The sequence below is a fragment of the Pseudomonas sp. R3-41 genome, assembly GCF_054161485.1.
The window spans coordinates 1,524,126-1,543,628 of the sequence record NZ_CP096421.1; the positions used below are offsets into that span (position 1 = coordinate 1,524,126).

Annotated in this window: 23 protein-coding genes and 1 tRNA gene; 22 read left to right on the forward strand and 2 right to left on the reverse strand. The window is 59.1% G+C overall.

Annotated elements, in window-relative coordinates:
- The first annotated feature begins 141 nt into the window (after positions 1 to 141).
- Together M1D99_RS06840 and M1D99_RS06845 are read left to right on the forward strand one after the other, a co-directional pair.
- Complete coding sequence (locus M1D99_RS06840) at positions 142 to 627, forward strand: YajQ family cyclic di-GMP-binding protein (protein WP_186706362.1); 486 nt, start codon at positions 142 to 144, stop codon at positions 625 to 627.
- Between the two features lie 144 nt (positions 628 to 771).
- Positions 772 to 1,614 (forward strand): mechanosensitive ion channel family protein, encoded by an 843-nt coding sequence (locus M1D99_RS06845; RefSeq protein WP_186706361.1) that lies wholly within the window; start codon positions 772 to 774, stop codon positions 1,612 to 1,614.
- A gap of 165 nt (positions 1,615 to 1,779) precedes the next feature.
- Here M1D99_RS06845 and M1D99_RS06850 read toward each other — a convergent pair whose 3' ends face one another.
- The gene (locus M1D99_RS06850; protein ID WP_458131569.1) at positions 1,780 to 3,036 is read right to left on the reverse strand and encodes an OprD family porin; all 1,257 of its coding nucleotides are present in this window, start codon (positions 3,034 to 3,036) and stop codon (positions 1,780 to 1,782) included.
- A gap of 880 nt (positions 3,037 to 3,916) precedes the next feature.
- Here M1D99_RS06850 and M1D99_RS06855 point away from each other — a divergent pair.
- Entirely contained in the window at positions 3,917 to 4,342 is a 426-nt protein-coding gene (locus M1D99_RS06855) for an HIT domain-containing protein (protein ID WP_186706359.1), read from the forward strand.
- A 3-nt stretch (positions 4,343 to 4,345) separates the two neighbouring features.
- Positions 4,346 to 4,552 (forward strand): SlyX family protein, encoded by a 207-nt coding sequence (locus M1D99_RS06860; protein ID WP_060740896.1) that lies wholly within the window; start codon positions 4,346 to 4,348, stop codon positions 4,550 to 4,552.
- A gap of 70 nt (positions 4,553 to 4,622) precedes the next feature.
- Here the strand turns inward: M1D99_RS06860 and M1D99_RS06865 are convergent, their stop codons facing one another.
- Positions 4,623 to 5,228 carry a cold-shock protein gene (locus tag M1D99_RS06865; RefSeq protein ID WP_186706358.1) on the reverse strand — a complete coding sequence of 202 codons (606 nt, stop codon included), beginning with the start codon at positions 5,226 to 5,228 and terminating at the stop codon, positions 4,623 to 4,625.
- Positions 5,229 to 5,623: 395 nt separating this feature from the next.
- Between M1D99_RS06865 and M1D99_RS06870 the strand changes: the two genes are divergently transcribed.
- From M1D99_RS06870 to M1D99_RS06955, 18 genes are all read left to right on the forward strand, one after another.
- Positions 5,624 to 6,097 carry a Dps family protein gene (locus M1D99_RS06870; protein WP_053124624.1) on the forward strand — a complete coding sequence of 158 codons (474 nt, stop codon included), beginning with the start codon at positions 5,624 to 5,626 and terminating at the stop codon, positions 6,095 to 6,097.
- 205 nt (positions 6,098 to 6,302) lie between these two features.
- Positions 6,303 to 6,644 (forward strand): ribbon-helix-helix domain-containing protein, encoded by a 342-nt coding sequence (locus tag M1D99_RS06875; RefSeq protein WP_434574510.1) that lies wholly within the window; start codon positions 6,303 to 6,305, stop codon positions 6,642 to 6,644.
- Between the two features lie 284 nt (positions 6,645 to 6,928).
- Positions 6,929 to 7,150, forward strand: a complete 222-nt coding sequence (locus M1D99_RS06880) for an FmdB family zinc ribbon protein (RefSeq protein ID WP_003178589.1) — start codon at positions 6,929 to 6,931, stop codon at positions 7,148 to 7,150.
- Positions 7,151 to 7,225: 75 nt separating this feature from the next.
- A complete protein-coding gene (aspS, locus tag M1D99_RS06885; RefSeq protein ID WP_458131570.1) occupies positions 7,226 to 9,001 on the forward strand; it encodes an aspartate--tRNA ligase in 1,776 nt (591 codons plus the stop codon).
- Positions 9,002 to 9,121: 120 nt separating this feature from the next.
- Positions 9,122 to 9,868 carry a YebC/PmpR family DNA-binding transcriptional regulator gene (locus M1D99_RS06890; protein ID WP_018614256.1) on the forward strand — a complete coding sequence of 249 codons (747 nt, stop codon included), beginning with the start codon at positions 9,122 to 9,124 and terminating at the stop codon, positions 9,866 to 9,868.
- Positions 9,869 to 10,021: 153 nt separating this feature from the next.
- A complete protein-coding gene (ruvC, locus tag M1D99_RS06895) occupies positions 10,022 to 10,546 on the forward strand; it encodes a crossover junction endodeoxyribonuclease RuvC (protein WP_014339919.1) in 525 nt (174 codons plus the stop codon).
- Between the two features lie 114 nt (positions 10,547 to 10,660).
- Positions 10,661 to 11,269 carry a Holliday junction branch migration protein RuvA gene (gene ruvA / locus M1D99_RS06900; protein WP_053124616.1) on the forward strand — a complete coding sequence of 203 codons (609 nt, stop codon included), beginning with the start codon at positions 10,661 to 10,663 and terminating at the stop codon, positions 11,267 to 11,269.
- A complete protein-coding gene (gene ruvB, locus M1D99_RS06905; RefSeq protein WP_003178599.1) occupies positions 11,270 to 12,331 on the forward strand; it encodes a Holliday junction branch migration DNA helicase RuvB in 1,062 nt (353 codons plus the stop codon). It begins immediately after the preceding gene.
- 127 nt (positions 12,332 to 12,458) lie between these two features.
- On the forward strand, positions 12,459 to 12,926 hold the full coding sequence (ybgC, locus tag M1D99_RS06910; RefSeq protein ID WP_186706354.1) for a tol-pal system-associated acyl-CoA thioesterase: 468 nt from the start codon (positions 12,459 to 12,461) through the stop codon (positions 12,924 to 12,926).
- Positions 12,916 to 13,611, forward strand: a complete 696-nt coding sequence (gene tolQ / locus M1D99_RS06915; protein WP_030140798.1) for a protein TolQ — start codon at positions 12,916 to 12,918, stop codon at positions 13,609 to 13,611. The genes ybgC and tolQ overlap by 11 nt, the downstream gene beginning before the upstream one ends.
- Positions 13,612 to 13,634: 23 nt before the next feature.
- Positions 13,635 to 14,087 (forward strand): protein TolR, encoded by a 453-nt coding sequence (gene tolR / locus M1D99_RS06920; protein WP_172681749.1) that lies wholly within the window; start codon positions 13,635 to 13,637, stop codon positions 14,085 to 14,087.
- Positions 14,087 to 15,166 carry a cell envelope integrity protein TolA gene (tolA, locus tag M1D99_RS06925; RefSeq protein ID WP_003205033.1) on the forward strand — a complete coding sequence of 360 codons (1,080 nt, stop codon included), beginning with the start codon at positions 14,087 to 14,089 and terminating at the stop codon, positions 15,164 to 15,166. The genes tolR and tolA overlap by 1 nt, the downstream gene beginning before the upstream one ends.
- On the forward strand, positions 15,163 to 16,464 hold the full coding sequence (gene tolB / locus M1D99_RS06930) for a Tol-Pal system beta propeller repeat protein TolB (protein ID WP_434574514.1): 1,302 nt from the start codon (positions 15,163 to 15,165) through the stop codon (positions 16,462 to 16,464). The genes tolA and tolB overlap by 4 nt, the downstream gene beginning before the upstream one ends.
- A gap of 52 nt (positions 16,465 to 16,516) precedes the next feature.
- Complete coding sequence (gene pal / locus M1D99_RS06935; RefSeq protein ID WP_003205029.1) at positions 16,517 to 17,014, forward strand: peptidoglycan-associated lipoprotein Pal; 498 nt, start codon at positions 16,517 to 16,519, stop codon at positions 17,012 to 17,014.
- A gap of 6 nt (positions 17,015 to 17,020) precedes the next feature.
- Positions 17,021 to 17,854: a tol-pal system protein YbgF gene (ybgF, locus tag M1D99_RS06940; protein WP_434574515.1), complete on the forward strand. Its 834-nt coding sequence runs from the start codon at positions 17,021 to 17,023 to the stop codon at positions 17,852 to 17,854.
- Positions 17,855 to 18,020: 166 nt separating this feature from the next.
- On the forward strand, positions 18,021 to 18,668 hold the full coding sequence (queE, locus tag M1D99_RS06945) for a 7-carboxy-7-deazaguanine synthase QueE (protein WP_434574516.1): 648 nt from the start codon (positions 18,021 to 18,023) through the stop codon (positions 18,666 to 18,668).
- Between the two features lie 19 nt (positions 18,669 to 18,687).
- Entirely contained in the window at positions 18,688 to 19,362 is a 675-nt protein-coding gene (gene queC, locus M1D99_RS06950; protein ID WP_163006903.1) for a 7-cyano-7-deazaguanine synthase QueC, read from the forward strand.
- A 63-nt stretch (positions 19,363 to 19,425) separates the two neighbouring features.
- A tRNA-Lys gene (locus M1D99_RS06955) sits at positions 19,426 to 19,501 on the forward strand.
- Positions 19,502 to 19,503: the final 2 nt, after the last annotated feature.

The following is a 19,503-nucleotide window of genomic DNA, read 5'->3' on the forward strand; positions in this document are numbered from 1 at the left end:
AGTTTTTTGCTCGGATTGATGCAGGCATCGGAGGGCTCGCAGTGTCGGCAGGAAAAGAGCCGTTATAATGAGCCCGATTTTAACCACAAGCCAAGCGCGCGCCGTTGATACTGGCGCGCCTTTTTATTTGGAGAACACTACATGCCGTCATTCGACGTGGTATCCGAACTGGACAAGCACGAAGTCACCAACGCGGTTGAAAACGCCGTCAAGGAACTCGACCGTCGTTATGACCTCAAGGGCAAGGGCAGTTTCGAGTTCAAGGAAAAAGACCTGACCGTGAACCTGACCGCCGAGGCCGACTTCCAGCTCGAGGCGATGATCGAGATCCTCAAGCTGGCGCTGGTCAAGCGCAAGATCGATGTGCAGTGCCTTGAAGTCAAGGACGCCTATGCCTCGGGCAAGTTGATGAAGCAGGAAGCCGTGCTCAAGGAAGGCATCGACAAGGAGCTGGCCAAGAAGATCGTCGCTCACATCAAGGACGCCAAGCTCAAGGTACAAGCCGCCATCCAGGGCGAGCAGGTGCGGGTCACCGGCAAGAAACGTGACGACTTGCAAGAAGCCATTGCGGCACTGCGCGCCAAGGCATTCGACATGCCCCTGCAATTCAATAATTTCCGCGACTGATTTCGGATTTTCGCGGTTACCGTGGCGAGGGAGCTTGCTCCCGCTTGGGTGCGCAGCACCCATCAATAGGGCCGCTAAGCAGCCCCGCAGGAGCAAGCGCCCTCGCCACACAATGCCGCGTGCAATAGGAATAAGGAGAATTAGATGGACTTGAACGCTGAAGTGGACAACCTGGTCAAGGCTTCCCAGACCTGGATTCCCATGATCATGGAATACGGCAGCCGCGTACTGCTGGCCGTCATCACCCTGGCCATCGGCTGGTGGCTGATCAACAAAGTGACGCAGAAACTGGGTGCGCTGCTGGCCCTGCGTAACGCCGACCTGGCCTTGCAAGGGTTTATCAGCACCCTGGCCAACATCATCCTGAAGATATTGCTGATCGTTAGCGTCGCTTCGATGATCGGTGTGGAAACCACTTCGTTCGTCGCCGCCATCGGTGCCGCCGGCCTGGCGATTGGCCTGGCCTTGCAAGGCAGCCTGGCGAACTTCGCCGGTGGCGTGCTGATCTTGCTGTTCCGTCCGTTCCGCATCGGTGACTGGATTGAAGCCCAGGGCGTGGCTGGTACGGTCGACAGCATCCAGATCTTTCATACGGTGTTGCGCACCGGTGACAACAAGACCGTCATCGTGCCCAACGGTAATCTCTCCAACGGCATCATCACCAACACCAACCGCCAGCCGACCCGCAAAGTCGTGTTCGACGTCGGCGTGGACTACCAGGCCGACCTGCAAAAGGCCCGGGAAGTGTTGCTTGAGTTGGCCAAGGATGAACGCGTGCTGGCGGATCCAGCGCCTGAAGCAGTGATTTCCACCTTGGGCGACAGTGCGATCACGGTGTCGCTGCGTATCTGGGTCAAGACCGCGGACTACTGGAACGTCATGTTCATGCTCAATGAGCTGGCGCGGGATCGCTTGAAGGACGCGGGCATTGATATTCCGTTTCCACAACGAGTGATTCGGGTGGTTCAGGAAGGGCCGGCGCAATAACGACTTGGTCATAACTTGGCACTGAAGTCAGGTTATGTTTAGTTAGCTTGCTATTTAAGAAGTTGTGCTAGAGCTGACATTGCAAAGGACATAAAAAAACCGCTCACCTGATCAGGTGAGCGGTTTTTTGTTTGTTGCGGGTGAAGCTATCGAACTAGCACTGAATTACAAGATGCTCAGTGGGTATTCGACGATTACGCGGAAGTCGTTGTTGTCTCGGTTGCCACTGGCGGTGGTGTAAGAGGTGTTGGTGCGGTAGAAAGCGCTACGAACACGGAACGACAGGTCTTTGGCTGGACCGCTTTGCATAACGTACTTGGTTTCGAAGTCCCATTCGTGCTCTTTTGCTTCGCCATCAGCGGTGGAAATGTTGTCACCGGTAACGTAACGAGTCATGAAGCTCAGGCCAGGAACGCCGTAGGTTTTCATGTTCAGGTCGTAGCGAGCCTGCCAGGAACGCTCGTCCTGACCGTTGAAGTCGGAGTACTGGATGGAGTTGGCGAGGAAAATGGTACCGCCGCCGTCAACGCCGTACACGTAGCCGGTATCACCGGTGGAGCGCTGGTGAGCCAGGGTGAACTTGTGGGCACCGATGGCATAGGCTGCTGCGAGGGACCAGATGCGGTTGTCAACGTCGCCGCTGAGCTTCTGGCCTTGGTCCTGGCTGTCATAACCGTTGAAGTCGAAGTTCAGGGACTGATCTTCGTTGATCGGCAGGGTGTAGTTCAGGTTCAGGTATTTCTTTTTGTAGTGGTCTTCAACATCGGAAGCCGCTACGCCACCGACGAAATTGTCGGTGAACTGGTAGGTCGCGCCAACGATGTCAGCGGATTTCAGGCCAAGGCCGTCATCACCCATGCCAGTTTGCGAGCTGATGGCGTTGAAACGACCTGCGGTCAGCTCCAAGCCTTTGATTTCTTTACTAGTGATCAGGGTACCAGTGGCAACTTCCGGCAGCAGACGGCTGTCGTCAGTGGAGAAGACCGGGCTGGTAGTGAACTGGTTACCGTATTTCAGGACGGTGTCGGACAGGCGGAATTTAACCGCGCCACCCACTTTCGATTGTGTGTCTTCCAGGTTGCCGTCGCTGTCACTAGCGAACAGACCGTTACCGGCACGACCGCTGCCGCCATCGATGCGAACGGTGCCAAATGCGAAGCCGTCAACGCCTACACCAACGGTGCCTTGAGTGAAGCCCGACTCGTAAATGGCACGAGCGGCAACACCAGACTCTTCACGATAACTTTGACGAGTGTTTAGTTCGTTCTTGAAATCACGGTTCATGTACAGCGCACGGGTCAGAACGGTCAAGCTCTGATCTTCAATAAAACCCTTGGATTCCTCTTGGGAGGACGCCATTGCGAACTGCGAGGTACCGGCCGATACAGCCAGTGCGATCATGCTCCACTTCATCACGCGCATCGTGATTTGCTCCTTTGGTTTTTAGAAGAGTACTGCCGTCCCACCTGTTTTTTTATCTGGGCGGCTCTTTCTTTTTGTGTCGGCGCAAACTTATATCACGTCGACATTCTTTGGCGATACTTGCCCATTCAACCTTTCAGCTTCTTTACGACCCTGTCGCCAATGGCTCGATCCATGTCGCATTTCAGCTGTTCCGACGCAACCGTATTCACAACTTTTATGTTGTTTTCTTTTTCGGCATCGGTGTAAAGAGTCCGTCGTTACCGCGTTTGAAGCTCCTGTGGGCAGCCTTGCCACTTTAATTTGTGTGTCGGCAGGTTCTCGCTTCCGGCGAGCCCCTTGGACAGTGCGAGTATGAATGCAACAAGCATGCTCAAACCCGGATTTCGTTTACATTTTTTTCACATTTCACCGGTTGACGCGGTGAAACCTCATGAAACCGGGCTCCAAAGGCCTTGTTTTAAATAGGGTTGACTCGTGTGGGCTCCCGTGTTTGGCATCGGAAAATTCGACAAGACAACCAAAAACGTTACCGGTTCACCCTACCCAGTGAGTAAATCACGGATGCTTTGTGCACTGAGCGTAGACGCACTGTGCTGTTTTGGTGCAAAAAAATTTCATGTTGTACGAAAATCTTACAGCGTCGAGGCTTTGCCTGGGCCCTGGCATGGTCCTTCCAGGGGATTGCCGTGCCGCTTGCGCTGTGTTGGTGCGTCAGCTGCACAGGTTGATGCCGTATGTTGAAAAAAACTCGAAGAAACGGCGTCGGGCGCGCTACGCAGTGATCGATCCTGCATTCGCGGGTATGCTGCACCTCTGTGTCCGACGCAGGCCTGCGGGCCGCTGAGCCGGGCAGAATCGATAACGAGGAGTACGCGCGGTGTTTGCCTTAGATCCACGACTGCAACAAGACACTTTGCCTATCGGCGATTTCCCGTTGTGCCGTTTGCTCTTGTCCAACGACGCCAACTACCCGTGGTTCATCCTCGTGCCGCGGCGAGAAAATATCAGCGAATTGTTTCAGTTGGATGACATCGATCAATTGCAGCTGTGGAAAGAAACCACGGCGCTGGCCGAAACCCTCAAGGATTCGTTCGATGCCGACAAGATGAACGTTGCAACCTTGGGTAACGTGGTCAGTCAATTGCACATGCATGTCATTGTGCGCAAGCGCGATGATGCCGCCTGGCCTGCGCCGGTCTGGGGCAAGCATCCGGCCCAGCCGTATAATGCGGGGCAGGTCGCGGCCATTCGCGAACGGTTGCGAGTGGCTCTGGCCGATGATTTCAAGTTTCTGGAGGGCTGAACCATGAACCTTGAAGAACGTGTAACCGATCTGGAAAGCCGTCTGGCATTTCAGGATGACACCATCCAGGCATTGAATGATGTGCTGGTGGCGCAACAGCGAGTTGTCGAGCGTCTGCAGCTGCAGATGGCGGCGTTGCTCAAGCGCCAGGAAGAAATGGCCGGGCAATTCGAGTCGTTCGAGGAGGAAGCACCGCCGCCTCACTACTGACGGGGTCCGATTGCCAGGCAATAAAAAACCGCGAGCAGCCAGGCTGCATCGCGGTTTTTTTACGCTTGGATCAGCGGCGCGGTAGCGCAGCGATCACATCTTCGGCCTGCAGGCCTTTGTCGCGGTTCATCACGGAGAACTCCACGCGCTGGCCTTCCACCAGGACGCGATGGCCTTCGCCACGAATGGCCCGGAAATGCACGAAAATGTCATCGCCGGAGTCGCGGGAGATGAAGCCGAAGCCCTTGGACGTGTTGAACCACTTCACCGTGCCGGTATCGCGGTTGGACATGTCGTAGTTCTGCGCAGCGGCGGCTGGCGACGACTTCTTGTAGAAGCTGACGGCCAGGTGCAGTGCCACGGCGAACAAGGCCGCGCCCAGGCTGAACAGAATGGCTGGTTGACCGCCGATTTCCGGCATTGGTGCCAACAGGGCCAGGGTTTGCAAGGCAACGGCCAGCACCAGCAGGGCGCTGACCAGGTTTTGCAGTTGGTGACGTGGACCTTTGTTCCAGTAAGGGATGACAGGTGCAAGGGTCAGGTTGAGCAGGCCGAAAAAGGCCAGGTACAGTGCATCGGGGTGTTGCAGGTAAGGTGTGGCTTCGGAACCCAGGCTAGGGATGAAGGACAGCAGCAGGGCAGCTGCGCCCATTAGCAAGTGGACGATTTTCAACATTTTGATTGGCTCACGGTTAAGACAGGTCACAAGGAAGAGCGGGTCGGGGACGGTTCGCTTCGAAACAATGAGAGGCGTTGGACACGTACCCGAATCAGCCTATGCGCTACGCCCGAGAAAATAAGCGTAGCGACACACTGCCTATTTAACAGCAAAGCTTGGGCCTTCTCAAACCCGTTACGGGCCCGCACCGCGCTGTTCGTCGGCCAGAAAAGGCCCGCATATGCTTGAAGGTGCCAGGCAAGCGGCGTTGAATTGCCCAGGGTGTCGGAACCGTGAGCGGTCCTGGCTTGTCGGTTCTGGAGGGCTGGCGATCTGTCGCAGGCCGCAGGCGGCCAAAACCACTAGAGTGGGTAGGGCGTTTGTCGAATTCATCACTTTCAGGAGATCACCCAATGGCAATTGATATCGGTATCAGTGAAGAAGATCGCAAGTCCATCGTCGACGGGCTTTCGCGCCTGCTGTCGGACACCTACGTGCTGTACCTCAAGACCCACAATTTCCACTGGAACGTCACAGGGCCGATGTTTCGGACCCTGCACCTGATGTTCGAGGAGCAATACAACGAGTTGGCCTTGGCGGTGGACCTGATTGCCGAGCGAATTCGCGCCCTTGGCTTCCCGGCCCCGGGCGCCTACTCGGTGTATGCGCGCCTGTCTTCTATTAAGGAAGAGGAAGGCGTGCCTGCCGCCGAAGACATGATCCGACAACTGGTCGAGGGTCAGGAGGCGGTGACGCGTACGGCCCGTGGCATCTTTCCTTTATTGGACAAGGTCAGCGACGAGCCCACCGCTGACCTGCTGACCCAGCGCATGCAGGTCCACGAAAAAACCGCGTGGATGCTGCGCGCGCTGCTCGAGGGCCAATAAGCCCAGGCCGGGGATGACGTGGGGTGGGGCTTATTGCCTGCACGTGCCGTGTAGGACGACGTAATTCGTCGCCGGCCTGCTGTTGGCTTGTCCTACGCCCATGGTCATAAAGTCATCTGGAACTGGCGGTGCCGTTGAGCTTCCATAGAGCCACGGATGGGTTGTTCCAACCCAGAGGCTCGTATGGCAAAGGAGTGTCAACGGTATGATTCAAGGAAAAGAACCCGGAGAAGGGGGGCGGGGGCGTTTCCAGCCCATCAGCGTCGACCCGTTCGTCCGGGGGTTCGATATGCAACTGGCCCGGCCACTGGCCCGATCCGTTCGCTTGAACGGGTTCGCCACCTGTCTGCGGCTGGAGCAGGTTTATTGGGATATCCTCGGCGACATGGCCGAGCTCAACCGCTGCTCCATCAGCACGTTGCTGTCCCATGTGGACAGGGAAGTGCACCTGCGTCACGGCGGGGTACGCAATTTCAGCGGGTTGGTGCGCGTGGTCTGTGTGGTGCACAGCTTGAAAGAGGCGGGAATGGATCATCGTGTGGTCTAGCCCCGTCAATGGTTGCGAGCGCGGTGTCCCCCAGGGGAATGAGTTCATTCGTGGCGAGGGAGCTTGCTCCCGCTGGGCTGCGCAGCAGCCCTCTTTGTGAGCGCTTCGCACTCAAGCGGGAGCAATCTCTGGCCACGATGAGTCGCGCAAGCCTTTAATGAACAAAAGGATCGGCAATGACTGTGCGGTCTTACGGCTGCACAGGCCGCATTTAATGGATATAATCCCGCTCTTTGCCGCAAAGCCTGCCTTTGCGCGTGTAACCTGATCGCCGAGACAACCCCATGCCGATGTACGACTACCAATGTGCTTCCTGTGGTCATCAGATGGAAGCCATTCAAAAGATCAGCGCTGCACCGCTGGTCGACTGCCCTGCCTGCCAGGCGCCGGAACTGAAAAAGATGCTCTCTATGCCCGGTTTTCGCCTCGGAGGCACGGGCTGGTATGAAACCGACTTCAAGACCGGCGCCAAGAAGAACCTGGCCGGTGGCGACAAAGCTGATTGAGTTGAATACGCGCGAGTTCTTGCACGGGCAGGGCCTCCAACCGAATGTCGAATTACGAGAAGTGAAACCACTACCATGATGCGCAGCCATTATTGCGGCCAACTGAACGAAAGCCTGGAAGGTCAGGAAGTTACTCTTTGCGGATGGGTCCATCGTCGCCGTGACCATGGCGGGGTGATTTTCCTCGATATCCGTGATCGTGAAGGCCTGGCCCAGGTGGTGTTCGATCCGGACCGCGCTGAAACCTTCGCCACCGCCGACCGCGTGCGCAGCGAATACGTCGTCAAGATCACCGGCAAGGTGCGCCTGCGCCCGGCCGGCGCCGGCAACGCCAACATGGCGTCGGGCATGATCGAAGTGCTGGGCTACGAGCTGGAAGTGCTCAACGAAGCGGAAACCCCGCCGTTCCCGCTCAACGAATACTCCGACGTGGGCGAGGAAACCCGCCTACGCTACCGCTTCATCGACCTGCGTCGCCCGGAAATGGCCGAGAAGCTGCGCCTGCGTTCGCGCATGACCACCAGCATCCGTCGTTACCTGGACGAGAACGGCTTCCTCGACGTCGAGACGCCGATCCTGACTCGCGCCACGCCGGAAGGCGCCCGCGACTACCTGGTGCCGAGCCGTACCCACCCCGGCAGCTTCTTCGCCTTGCCGCAATCGCCACAGCTGTTCAAGCAACTGCTGATGGTGGCTGGGTTCGATCGCTACTACCAGATCGCCAAGTGCTTCCGCGACGAAGACCTGCGTGCCGACCGTCAGCCTGAGTTCACTCAGATCGACATCGAGACCAGCTTCCTCGACGAAAAAGACATCATGGGCCTGACCGAGGGCATGATCCGCAACCTGTTCAAGGAAGTGCTGGGCCTGGAGTTCGGCGAGTTCCCGCACATGACCTTCGAAGAGGCCATGCGTCGCTACGGTTCCGACAAGCCGGACCTGCGTAACCCGCTGGAACTGGTGGACGTGGCCGACCAGCTCAAGGAAGTCGAATTCAAGGTGTTCAGCGGCCCGGCCAACGACCCGAAATGCCGTATCGCGGCCCTGCGTGTTCCAGGCGGCGCCAGCATGCCGCGCAAGCAGATCGACGACTACACCAAGTTCGTCGGCATCTACGGTGCCAAGGGCCTGGCGTACATCAAGGTCAACGAGCGTGCCGCCGGTGTCGATGGCTTGCAATCCCCGATCGTGAAAAACATCCCTGAAGCCAATCTCAATGTGATCCTCGATCGTGTGGGCGCGGTCGATGGCGACATCGTGTTCTTCGGCGCCGACAAGGCCAAGATCGTCAGTGAAGCCCTGGGCGCGCTGCGCATCAAGCTGGGCCACGACCTGAAGCTGCTGACCTGCGAATGGGCGCCAATGTGGGTCGTTGACTTCCCGATGTTCGAAGAAAACGACGACGGCAGTTTCTCCGCGCTGCACCACCCGTTCACTGCGCCGAAGTGCTCGCCGCAAGAGCTGGAGGCCAACCCGGCCACCGCATTGTCGCGCGCCTACGACATGGTCCTGAACGGCACCGAGCTGGGTGGCGGTTCGATCCGTATCCATCGCAAGGAAATGCAGCAGGCGGTGTTCCGTCTGTTGGGTATCGATGAAGCTGAACAGGAAGAGAAGTTCGGCTTCCTGCTGGACGCCCTGAAGTTTGGTGCACCGCCCCACGGTGGCCTGGCCTTCGGCCTGGATCGCCTGGTGATGCTGATGACCGGCGCCCAGTCGATCCGTGAAGTGATCGCGTTCCCGAAAACCCAGAGCGCGGCCGATGTCATGACCCAGGCGCCGGGCGTGGTGGACGCCAAGGCGTTGCGCGAGTTGCACATCCGCCTGCGGGAACAGCCAAAGGCTGAGTAAGGCTGGCACCTGAGAGGGCGCATCTTCGGATGCGCCTTTTCATTGGCGTCGATATTTCTGATTGTCGGCCACTGCGCGCGCGCAGGGCGGGCAATGTTCCAAAAAGAAACGGAGCGAGTTATGGCAGGTCATTCCAAGTGGGCGAACATCAAGCACCGCAAAGAACGTCAGGATGCCAAGAGAGGCAAGATCTTCACCAAGTGGATCCGTGAGCTGACGGTCGCGGCCCGCCAGGGTGGCGGCGACCCGGGTTCCAACCCGCGCCTGCGCCTGGCCCTGGACAAGGCCTTGGGTGCCAACATGAGCCGCGACATCATCGACCGGGCCATTGCCCGTGGCGCCGGTGCAACCGAGGCGGATAACGTTGAAGAGCTGACCTACGAAGGTTACGGCCCGGGCGGCGTGGCGGTGATGGTCGAATGCATGACCGACAACCGCAACCGTACCGCCGCCGCCGTGCGTCATGCATTCAGCAAATGCGGTGGCAACCTAGGCACCGATGGCTCGGTGGCCTATCTGTTCGAACGCAAGGGGCAGATCAGCTTCGCCCCGGGCCTCGATGAGGATGCCCTGACGGAGGCGGCCCTGGAGGCCGACGCCGATGACGTGGTCAGCCATGAAGACGGTTCGTTCGACGTGTTCACTTCGTTTGCCAGCTTCTATGCCGTGCGCAACGCCTTGGAGGCGGCTGGTTTCAAGCCTGCCGATGCGGAAATCGTCATGCAGCCGACCACCAGCGCCGAACTGGACCTGGAAGGGGCCGAAAAGGTACTCAAGCTGATCGACATGCTGGAAGACCTGGATGACGTGCAGAACGTTTATTCCAACGCTGATATTCCGGAGTCGGTGGCTGAACAGCTCGGTTGATATTCTCTTATCCGATAGCATGAGTACCAGGGTGGGAGCGGGCTTGCTCGCGAAGGCGGTGTGTCAGACAACAAAAATGTTGAATGACACACCGCCTTCGCGAGCAAGCCCGCTCCCACAGGTCCAGGTATCCCTCTTCAAACCGCAGGCGTTATGACTTTAATCCTTGGTATCGATCCTGGTTCGCGCATCACCGGCTACGGTGTGGTTCGCGATACCGGGCGCGGCTGCGTGTACGTCGCCTCTGGTTGCATCCGCACCGGGGCGGGTGAGCTGCACGAGCGCTTGCAGATCGTTTATCGCGGCGTGCGCGAAGTCATCCAGACCTACGGCCCGGTGACCATGGGCATCGAGCGGGTCTTCATGGCGCGCAACGCCGATTCGGCCCTGAAGCTGGGGCAGGCCCGGGGGGCGGCCATTGTGGCGGGCGCCGAGGAAAACCTGGAGATCGCCGAGTACACCGCGACCCAGGTCAAGCAGGCGGTCGTCGGCACTGGAGCGGCGAACAAGGAACAGGTGCAAATGATGGTGATGCACCTGTTGAAGCTGGTCAGTAAGCCACAGATCGATGCATCCGACGCCCTGGCCATCGCCATTTGCCATGCCCACACCCGTTCCAGTCTGTTGCCCCATGGCCTGGGAACCGCACGCAGTCGTGGCGGGCGCCTGCGTCTCTGATAGCATCAGCGCTTCATTCATGAACCCGAGCCCGTTGCGCCTGTATCGTCGGCCTGAATGCTCGTGTTGTTACTCGCCAGCCTGGGGGCTGGCCAACGCCCAAGGATCTGAAACGTGATTGGACGCTTGCGCGGCACCCTGGCTGAAAAACAGCCGCCGCACCTGATTCTGGATGTAAACGGCCTGGGCTATGAGCTGGAAGTGCCCATGACCACGCTGTATCGCTTGCCGTCGGTCGGCGAGCCGCTGACCCTGCACACCCATTTGGTCGTGCGCGAGGATGCGCAGTTACTCTATGGTTTCGTCGGCAAGCGTGAGCGGGATTTTTTCCGCGAGCTGATCCGTCTCAATGGCGTCGGTCCGAAACTGGCCCTGGCCTTGATGTCGAGTCTGGAAGTCGATGAACTGGTGCGTTGCGTGCAGTCCCAGGACACCTCGGCCCTGACCAAGGTGCCGGGGGTGGGCAAGAAAACCGCGGAGCGCCTGCTGGTCGAGCTCAAGGACCGCTTCAAGGCCTGGGAGGCGGTGCCGGCCATGTTCGCCCTGGTGCCGAACCAGCCGGATGCGCCAGTGCCAGCGGTCAGCGCTGAAAACGATGCGGTCACCGCGCTGATCTCCCTGGGCTACAAGCCTCAGGAAGCCAGCAAGGCGATTTCCGCCATCAAGGAAAAAGGCCTGAGCACTGAAGACATGATTCGCCGTGCCCTGAAGGGAATGATTTAAGTGATTGAAGCTGACCGTCTGATCGCCGCCACGGGCGCGCCCCGTGACCGCGAGGAAATCCAGGATCGCGCGATTCGTCCTGTCAGCCTGGCCGACTACATCGGCCAGCCGACCGTGCGCGAGCAGATGGAGCTGTTCATCCAGGCCGCCCGTGGGCGCAGCGAATCGCTGGACCACACCCTGATCTTCGGCCCGCCGGGCCTGGGCAAGACCACCCTGGCCAATATCATTGCCCAGGAAATGGGCGTCTCGATCAAGAGCACATCGGGGCCGGTGCTCGAGCGGCCGGGCGACCTGGCGGCGCTGTTGACCAACCTTGAGCCTCATGACGTGTTGTTCATCGACGAAATCCATCGGTTGTCGCCGATCGTCGAAGAAGTGCTGTACCCGGCCATGGAAGACTTCCAGCTCGACATCATGATCGGCGAAGGGCCGGCGGCGCGCTCCATCAAGCTCGACCTGCCGCCGTTCACCCTGGTGGGCGCCACCACCCGCGCCGGCATGCTGACCAACCCGCTGCGGGACCGTTTCGGTATCGTCCAGCGCCTGGAGTTCTATAACAACGCCGACCTGGCGACGATCGTCAGCCGCTCGGCGGGCATCCTCGGGTTACCACTGGACCCCGACGGGGCCTATGAAATTGCCCGGCGTGCCCGGGGTACGCCGCGGATCGCCAACCGCCTGCTGCGTCGGGTGCGGGATTTTGCCGAAGTCCGGGCCAAGGGCCACATCACCAAGCCGATTGCCGACCTGGCGTTGAACCTGCTGGACATCGACGAGCGGGGTTTCGACCACCAGGACCGGCGCCTGCTGCTGACCATGATCGAGAAGTTTGACGGTGGCCCGGTGGGCGTGGACAGCCTGGCGGCGGCCATCAGCGAAGAACGCCACACCATTGAGGATGTGTTGGAGCCTTACCTGATCCAGCAGGGCTACATCATGCGCACCCCACGCGGGCGCGTGGTGACCCGCCATGCCTACCTGCATTTTGGCTTAAACATCCCGACACGAATGGGCGAGATGCCGGTGGTAGACGAATTCCTCGATGCCGTGGACGATTGAACGAGCTCCGAATGCCGACTTTTTTCCAGTTCGTGCTGTCCCAGACGACGCCTGGAGCGTCAATGCGTTCGAGAATGAAAAAACAGTTGCCTGGCCGATTGGCAACCTGAGGAGTAAGCACTAGAGTATGCGCGCGCAAAACGGGCTGGAGTCGTTCGCACATCGCTGTCGCGTTTATTACGAGGACACCGATGCTGGCGGCATCGTCTACTACGTCAATTACCTCAAGTTTATGGAACGGGCTCGAACCGAACGGCTGCGGGAACTGGGTTTTGCCCAATCCGCGCTGGCAGGGGAGGACCTGTTATTCGTCGTGCATTCCAGCGAAGCGCGCTACCACGCGCCGGCGCGACTGGACGACGAGCTGATGGTAAGTGCCGATGTCATCGAATTGAACCGTGTCAGCCTGCGCTTCAAGCAGCAGGTCAGGCGGGCTACGGATAACGTGCTGCTCTGCGAAGGGCAGTTTTTGGTGGCCTGTGTGCGCACCCATAGTTTGAAACCCCGGGCCATTCCCGAAGCTCTACGCGCGGCCTTTGCCGGCGTGAGCGGCGCGGGTACACACTCAGAGCAGGAGATAAAGCGTGGAAGCTAACGTCGTCGACCATTCCTCCATGTGGAGCCTGGTCAGCAATGCCAGCGTCGTGGTGCAACTGGTAATGCTGACCCTGGTAGCCGCATCGGTGACCTCATGGATCATGATCTTTCAGCGCAGCAACATGCTGCGCGCCGGTCGCCGTGCCCTGGAGAGCTTCGAAGAGCGCTTCTGGTCCGGCATCGACCTGTCCAAGCTGTACCGCCAGGCCGGCAGCAACCCGGACCCGGATTCGGGCGTCGAGCAGATCTTCCGCGCCGGTTTCAAGGAATTCTCCCGCCTGCGCCAGCAGCCCGGTGTGGATCCTGAAGCGGTCATGGAAGGCGTGGCCCGTGCCATGCGCGTCGCCATCTCCCGCGAAGAAGAGAAACTCGAACAGGGCCTGCCGTTCCTGGCGACCGTCGGTTCGGTCAGCCCGTACATCGGCCTGTTCGGTACCGTGTGGGGGATCATGAACTCCTTCCGTGGCCTGGCATCCGCCCAGCAAGCGACCCTGGCCACCGTGGCCCCAGGTATTGCCGAGGCACTGATCGCCACCGCCATCGGCCTGTTCGCGGCGATCCCGGCCGTTATCGCCTACAACCGCTTCGCTGCCCGCAGCGAAACGCTGACCAGCCGTTACTACACCTTCGCCGATGAATTCCAGGCGATCCTGCACCGCAAAGTGCACACCAGCGAAGAATAAGCAGGTATTTCCCAATGGCTTTAATCGCTCGAGCCCGAAAAAAGCGCAAGCCGGTTGCCGAGATGAACGTGGTGCCCTACATCGACGTGATGTTGGTGCTGCTGGTCATCTTCATGGTGACCGCGCCCATGCTCAATCAGGGCGTGAAGGTCGATCTGCCCAAGGTTTCCAGCGAAGCCTTGCCGCAGGACAACAACACCCAGGTATTGACCATTTCGATCAAGGCTGACAAGACCTATTACTGGAACCTTGGCAGCGAAGTGGATACCGAGAAGCAGCAGGACCGGGCCATGACCTTGCCGCAGATGACCGACGCGGTGACAAAGATCATTAACGCCGGTAACGGCAACGGCAAGCGTACCCAGGTCTTCATTCGCGGCGACAAGACTGTCGACTACGGTGCCGTGATGGGCGCCATGGGCGGGCTGCAGAAAGCCGGGGTCGGTAATGTTGGCTTGATCACCGAGGCCCCCTGATGCAGCAACAGCGAGAGCCGTCCGCCTCGGAAAGCTACTTCTGGCCCAGTGTCCTGGCCATCGGCCTGCATGTGCTGGTGTTCGGCATGCTGTTCGTCAGTTTTGCCATGACTCCGGAGCTACCGCCGGCCAAGCCGATCGTGCAGGCGACGTTGTACCAGCTCAAGTCGAAAAGCCAGGCCACTACGCAGACCAACCAGAAGCTTGCCGGTGAGGCGAAGAAATCCGCCGCGCGCCAGACCGAAGTCGAGCAAATGGAGCAGAAGAAGGTCGAGCAGGAAGCGATAAAGGCCGCGGAACAAAAGAAAGAGGAAGCGGCTCAAAAGGCCGAGGAAGCCAAGAAGGCCGATGAGGCGAAGAAAGCGGACGAGGCGAAAAAGGCTGACGAAGCCAAGAAAGCCGACGAAGCGAAGAAAACCGCCGAGGCCAAAAAGGCAGAAGAGAAACAATTGGCTGATATAGCCAAGAAGAAAGCCGAAGAAGAAGCCAAGAAAGCCGCTGAAGAAGAGGCCAAGAAAGCGGCCGCTGAAGAAGCGAAGAAAAAGATCGTCGAGGACGCCAAGAAAAAAGCGGCCGAAGACGCCAAGAAGAAAGCTGAAGCTGAAGAGGCGAAAAAGAAAGTCGCCGAAGACGCGAAGAAGAAAGCCGCCGCCGACGCCGCCAAGAAAAAGGCCCAGGACGCAGCGCGTAAATCCGCCGAAGACAAAAAGGCCCAGGCCTTGGCAGATTTGCTTTCCGACACGCCGGAGCGCCAGCAGGCCTTGGCCGATGAGCAGGGCGATGAAGTCGCCGGCAGCTACGATGATCTGATTCGCGCCCGAGCGGCGGAAGGCTGGGCTCGTCCACCTTCGGCGCGCAAAGGCATGACGGTAGTATTGCAAATCGGCATGTTGCCCGACGGTACGGTTACCTCGGTCAGCGTCGCCAAGTCCAGTGGTGACGGTCCGTTCGACGCTTCGGCGGTCGCAGCGGTCAAGAACATTGGGCGTTTGACGGAAATGCAAGGAATGAAGCCGAGCGACTTTGCTCCCTATCGTTCATTCAAGATGACATTCACACCTGAGGATCTAGCCTTGTGAGAAACCTTCTTCGATCAATGCTGGTCGTTATCTGCTGCCTGGCAGGGATAGCGGTAGCAGAGGAAAAGAACATCCTGGTCACCAGCGGCAGCGACCGGGCCACCCCGATCGCCGTCGTACCGTTCGGCTGGCAGGGCGGTAACGTGCTGCCGGACGACATGGCGGAAATCATCGGCAACGACCTGCGCAACTCGGGTTACTACGCGCCGATTCCGAAGCAGAACATGATCAGCCTGCCAACCCAGGCCAGCGAAGTCATCTACCGTGACTGGAAGGCCCTGGGCGCCCAGTACATCATGGTCGGCAGCATCGTTCCGGCCGGCGGTCGCCTGCAGGTGCAGTACGCCCTGTTCAACGTCGCCACCGAGCAGCAAGTGCTGACCGGCAGCGTGTCGGGCAGCGTCGACCAGTTGCGCGACATGTCGCACTACATCGCCGACCAGTCGTTCGAAAAACTCACCGGCATCAAGGGCGCGTTCTCCACGCGCATGCTCTATGTGACGGCCGAGCGCTTCTCCGAGAACAACACCCGCTACACCCTGCAGCGTTCCGACTACGACGGCGCGCGTGCGGTGACCCTGTTGCAATCGCGCGAGCCGATCCTGTCGCCGCGCTTCGCCCCCGATGGCAAGCGCATCGCCTATGTCTCGTTCGAACAGAAGCGTCCGCGCATTTTCGTGCAGCACATCGACACCGGTCGTCGTGAGCAGATCACCAACTTCGAAGGCCTGAACGGCGCGCCAGCCTGGTCGCCGGACGGTTCGCGCCTGGCGTTCGTGCTGTCCAAGGACGGTAACCCGGACGTCTACGTGATGAACCTGGCTTCGCGTTCGATCTCCCGCGTCACCAACGGCCCGGGCATCAACACCGAACCGTTCTGGGGCAAGGATGGCTCGACCATCTACTTCACCTCCGACCGCGGCGGCAAGCCACAAATCTACAAGACCAGCGCCGGTGGCGGCGGTGCCGAACGCGTAACCTTCGTCGGTAACTACAACGCCAACCCTAAACTGTCGGCGGACGAAAAGACCCTGGTGATGATCCATCGCCAGGATGGTTTCACCAATTTCAAGGTGGCGGCCCAGGATTTGCAGCGCGGTAGCGTAAAAATCCTCACTGATAGCACTCTGGACGAGTCACCTACTGTTGCGCCCAACGGCACCATGGTAATCTACGCCACCCGCCAGCAGGGCCGGGGAGTCTTGATGCTCGTGTCCATTAATGGACGCGTGAGGCTCCCGCTTCCTACCGCTCAAGGCGAAGTCAGAGAACCGTCCTGGTCCCCTTACCTGAACTGACGCGGCGCAATACGTTTTACTTAACACACTGGGGTTCATTAGGAGTTTCACGATGGAAATGCTGAAGTTTGGTAAATTTGCTGCGCTGGCTCTGGCCATGGCTGTAGCTGTAGGTTGCTCGTCCAAAGGCGGCGACAATGCCGGTGAAGGCGCTGTTGATCCAAACGCTGGTTACGGCGCTAACACCGGTGCAGTTGACGGCTCCCTGAGCGAAGAAGCTGCTCTGCGCGCAATCACCACCTTCTACTTCGAATACGACAGCTCGGACCTGAAGCCAGAAGCCATGCGCGCTCTGGACGTTCACGCCAAAGACCTGAAGTCGAACGGCGCTCGCGTTGTTCTGGAAGGCAACACCGACGAACGTGGTACTCGTGAGTACAACATGGCACTGGGCGAGCGTCGTGCGAAAGCCGTTCAACGCTACCTGGTACTGCAAGGTGTTTCCCCAGCTCAGCTGGAACTGGTTTCCTACGGCGAAGAGCGTCCAGTTGCTACCGGCAACGACGAGCAGTCCTGGGCTCAAAACCGTCGCGTCGAACTGCGTAAGTAATTCGTCATGCGAACGTGCCGTCGTGCTGTAACTGTTCTAGCTCTCAGCCTCGCGCCGCTTGCGGCGTGGGCTGCGGTTCCTGTGGTCGATAACGATGCCGGCTATAACAATAGCGGGAGCAGCTATCCGCCTGCAGGTTACGGTACGAACGGCGCCTATGCCGGGGGAGGGGTTTCGACCCCTGTCTCGGCACAGGGCCAGCTGTTCAACCAACTGCAGCAAATGCAGGATCAGATCTCGCGCCAACAAGGTGTGATCGAAGAACTGCAAAATGATATCTCGCGCATGAAGCAGGAAAACCTGGAGCGATACCAGGATCTTGATCGGCGCATAGGAACCGGCGTTGCACCTGCCGCGACTCCTGAGAATTCTCCTGCCGGTGGCGACTTGAACGCCCCCGGTGCAGCCGCAGGCGCGGGGGCAGCCGCTCCGGCAGCACCTGCCGCCGGTGGCGAACCGGCTGATCCGGCGAAGGAAAAGCTCTATTACGATGCTGCCTTCGACCTGATCAAGGCCAAGGATTTCGACAAGGCCAGCCAGGCCTTTGCCGCTTTCCTGCGCAAATACCCAAACAGCCAGTACGCGGGCAATGCCCAATACTGGCTGGGCGAAGTGAACCTGGCCAAGGGCGACCTGCAAGGTGCCGGCCAGGCGTTCGCCAAGGTGTCGCAACTGTATCCCAAGCACGCCAAGGTGCCGGATTCGCTGTACAAGCTGGCTGACGTAGAGCGCCGCCTTGGTCACACCGACAAGGTGAAAGGCATTCTGCAGCAGGTGGTGGCCCAGTACCCGGGGACATCCGCCGCCCAGTTGGCCCAGCGTGATCTGCAACGCATGTAAGCCGGCTTGAGCTGTTTTGAAGAAACCCGCGCCTGTCGCGGGTTTTTTCGTTAGAATTCACGCCCTTTTTCTGAAACACGCTTTTTGGGATCTGCGCGTTGGCGGGGTTCCTTGAAGTGCCTGACGGAGGCGGACAGCCTGTTTAGCTGTTACGCCCGTGGCGACTATGCAAGACACATTGAGAATCACCGAAGTTTTTTACTCGTTGCAGGGTGAAACGCGAACGGCTGGGCTGCCCACGGTATTCGTGCGCCTCACCGGTTGTCCGTTGCGTTGCCAATACTGTGACAGCGCCTACGCCTTCAGCGGCGGCACCGTGCGATCCCTCGACGATATCCTGGAGCAAGTGGCCAGTTATCGTCCGCGTTATGTCTGTGTCACGGGCGGCGAGCCCTTGGCGCAACCCAACGCCATCCCCTTGCTCAAGCGATTGTGCGATGCCGGTTACGAGGTTTCGCTGGAAACCAGCGGCGCCCTGGATATCTCGGCCGTCGACCCGCGCGTCAGTCGCGTCGTGGACCTGAAAACCCCAGGCTCCAAGGAAGCGCATCGCAACCGTTACGAAAATATCGAACTGCTGACGCCCAACGACCAGGTCAAGTTCGTGATCTGTTCGCGAGAGGATTACGACTGGGCCGTGTCCAAGTTGATCCAGTACGGGCTCGATCAGCGGGCTGGCGAAGTGTTGCTATCGCCGAGTCATCACGATTTGAGCGCCCGGGATCTGGCGGATTGGGTGGTGGCGGATAACTTGCCGGTGCGCCTGCAATTGCAGCTGCATAAATATCTTTGGAACGACGAGCCGGGGCGCTGAGATGACTGAATATACGAACATGGCTGAAAAACGTGCGGTTATCCTGTTGTCCGGTGGCCTGGATTCGGCCACGGTCGTGGCCATGGCCCGTGCCGAGGGTTATCGCTGCTACACCATGAGTTTCGACTATGGCCAGCGCCACCGCGCCGAGCTGCACGCCGCCGAGCGGGTGGCCCGGGACTTGGGCGCAGTGGAACACAAAGTCATCGGCCTGAACCTCAACGGTATCGGCGGTTCGGCCCTGACCGACAGCTCCATCGACGTGCCCGAGGCACCAAGTGAAGGCATTCCGGTGACCTATGTGCCGGCGCGTAACACGGTGTTCCTGTCATTGGCGCTGGGCTGGGCGGAAGTGCTGGGCGCCCGCGACATTTTCATTGGCGTCAATGCCGTGGATTACTCCGGCTACCCGGACTGCCGCCCGGAGTTCGTCGAAGCGTTCGAACGCATGGCCAACCTGGCCACCAAGGCCGGCGTGGAAGGGCAGGGTTTCCGCATCCAGGCGCCGTTGCAGAATCTGAGCAAGGCCGACATCGTCAAGGCGGGCGTGAAGCTTGGCGTGGACTACGGACTCACCGTTTCCTGCTATCAGGCCGACGATCAGGGCCGCGCTTGTGGCAAATGCGACAGCTGCCGCCTGCGTGCAGAAGGCTTTGCGGCGGCGGGTGTGAGCGATCCAACCCGTTATTTTTGATTTATTTCAAATTAAGTGTTGAATAGTCCTTAGAAATCAGTATTATACGCGCCACCACACAGCGGGTCGTTAGCTCAGTTGGTAGAGCAGTTGGCTTTTAACCAATTGGTCGTAGGTTCGAATCCCACACGACCCACCATT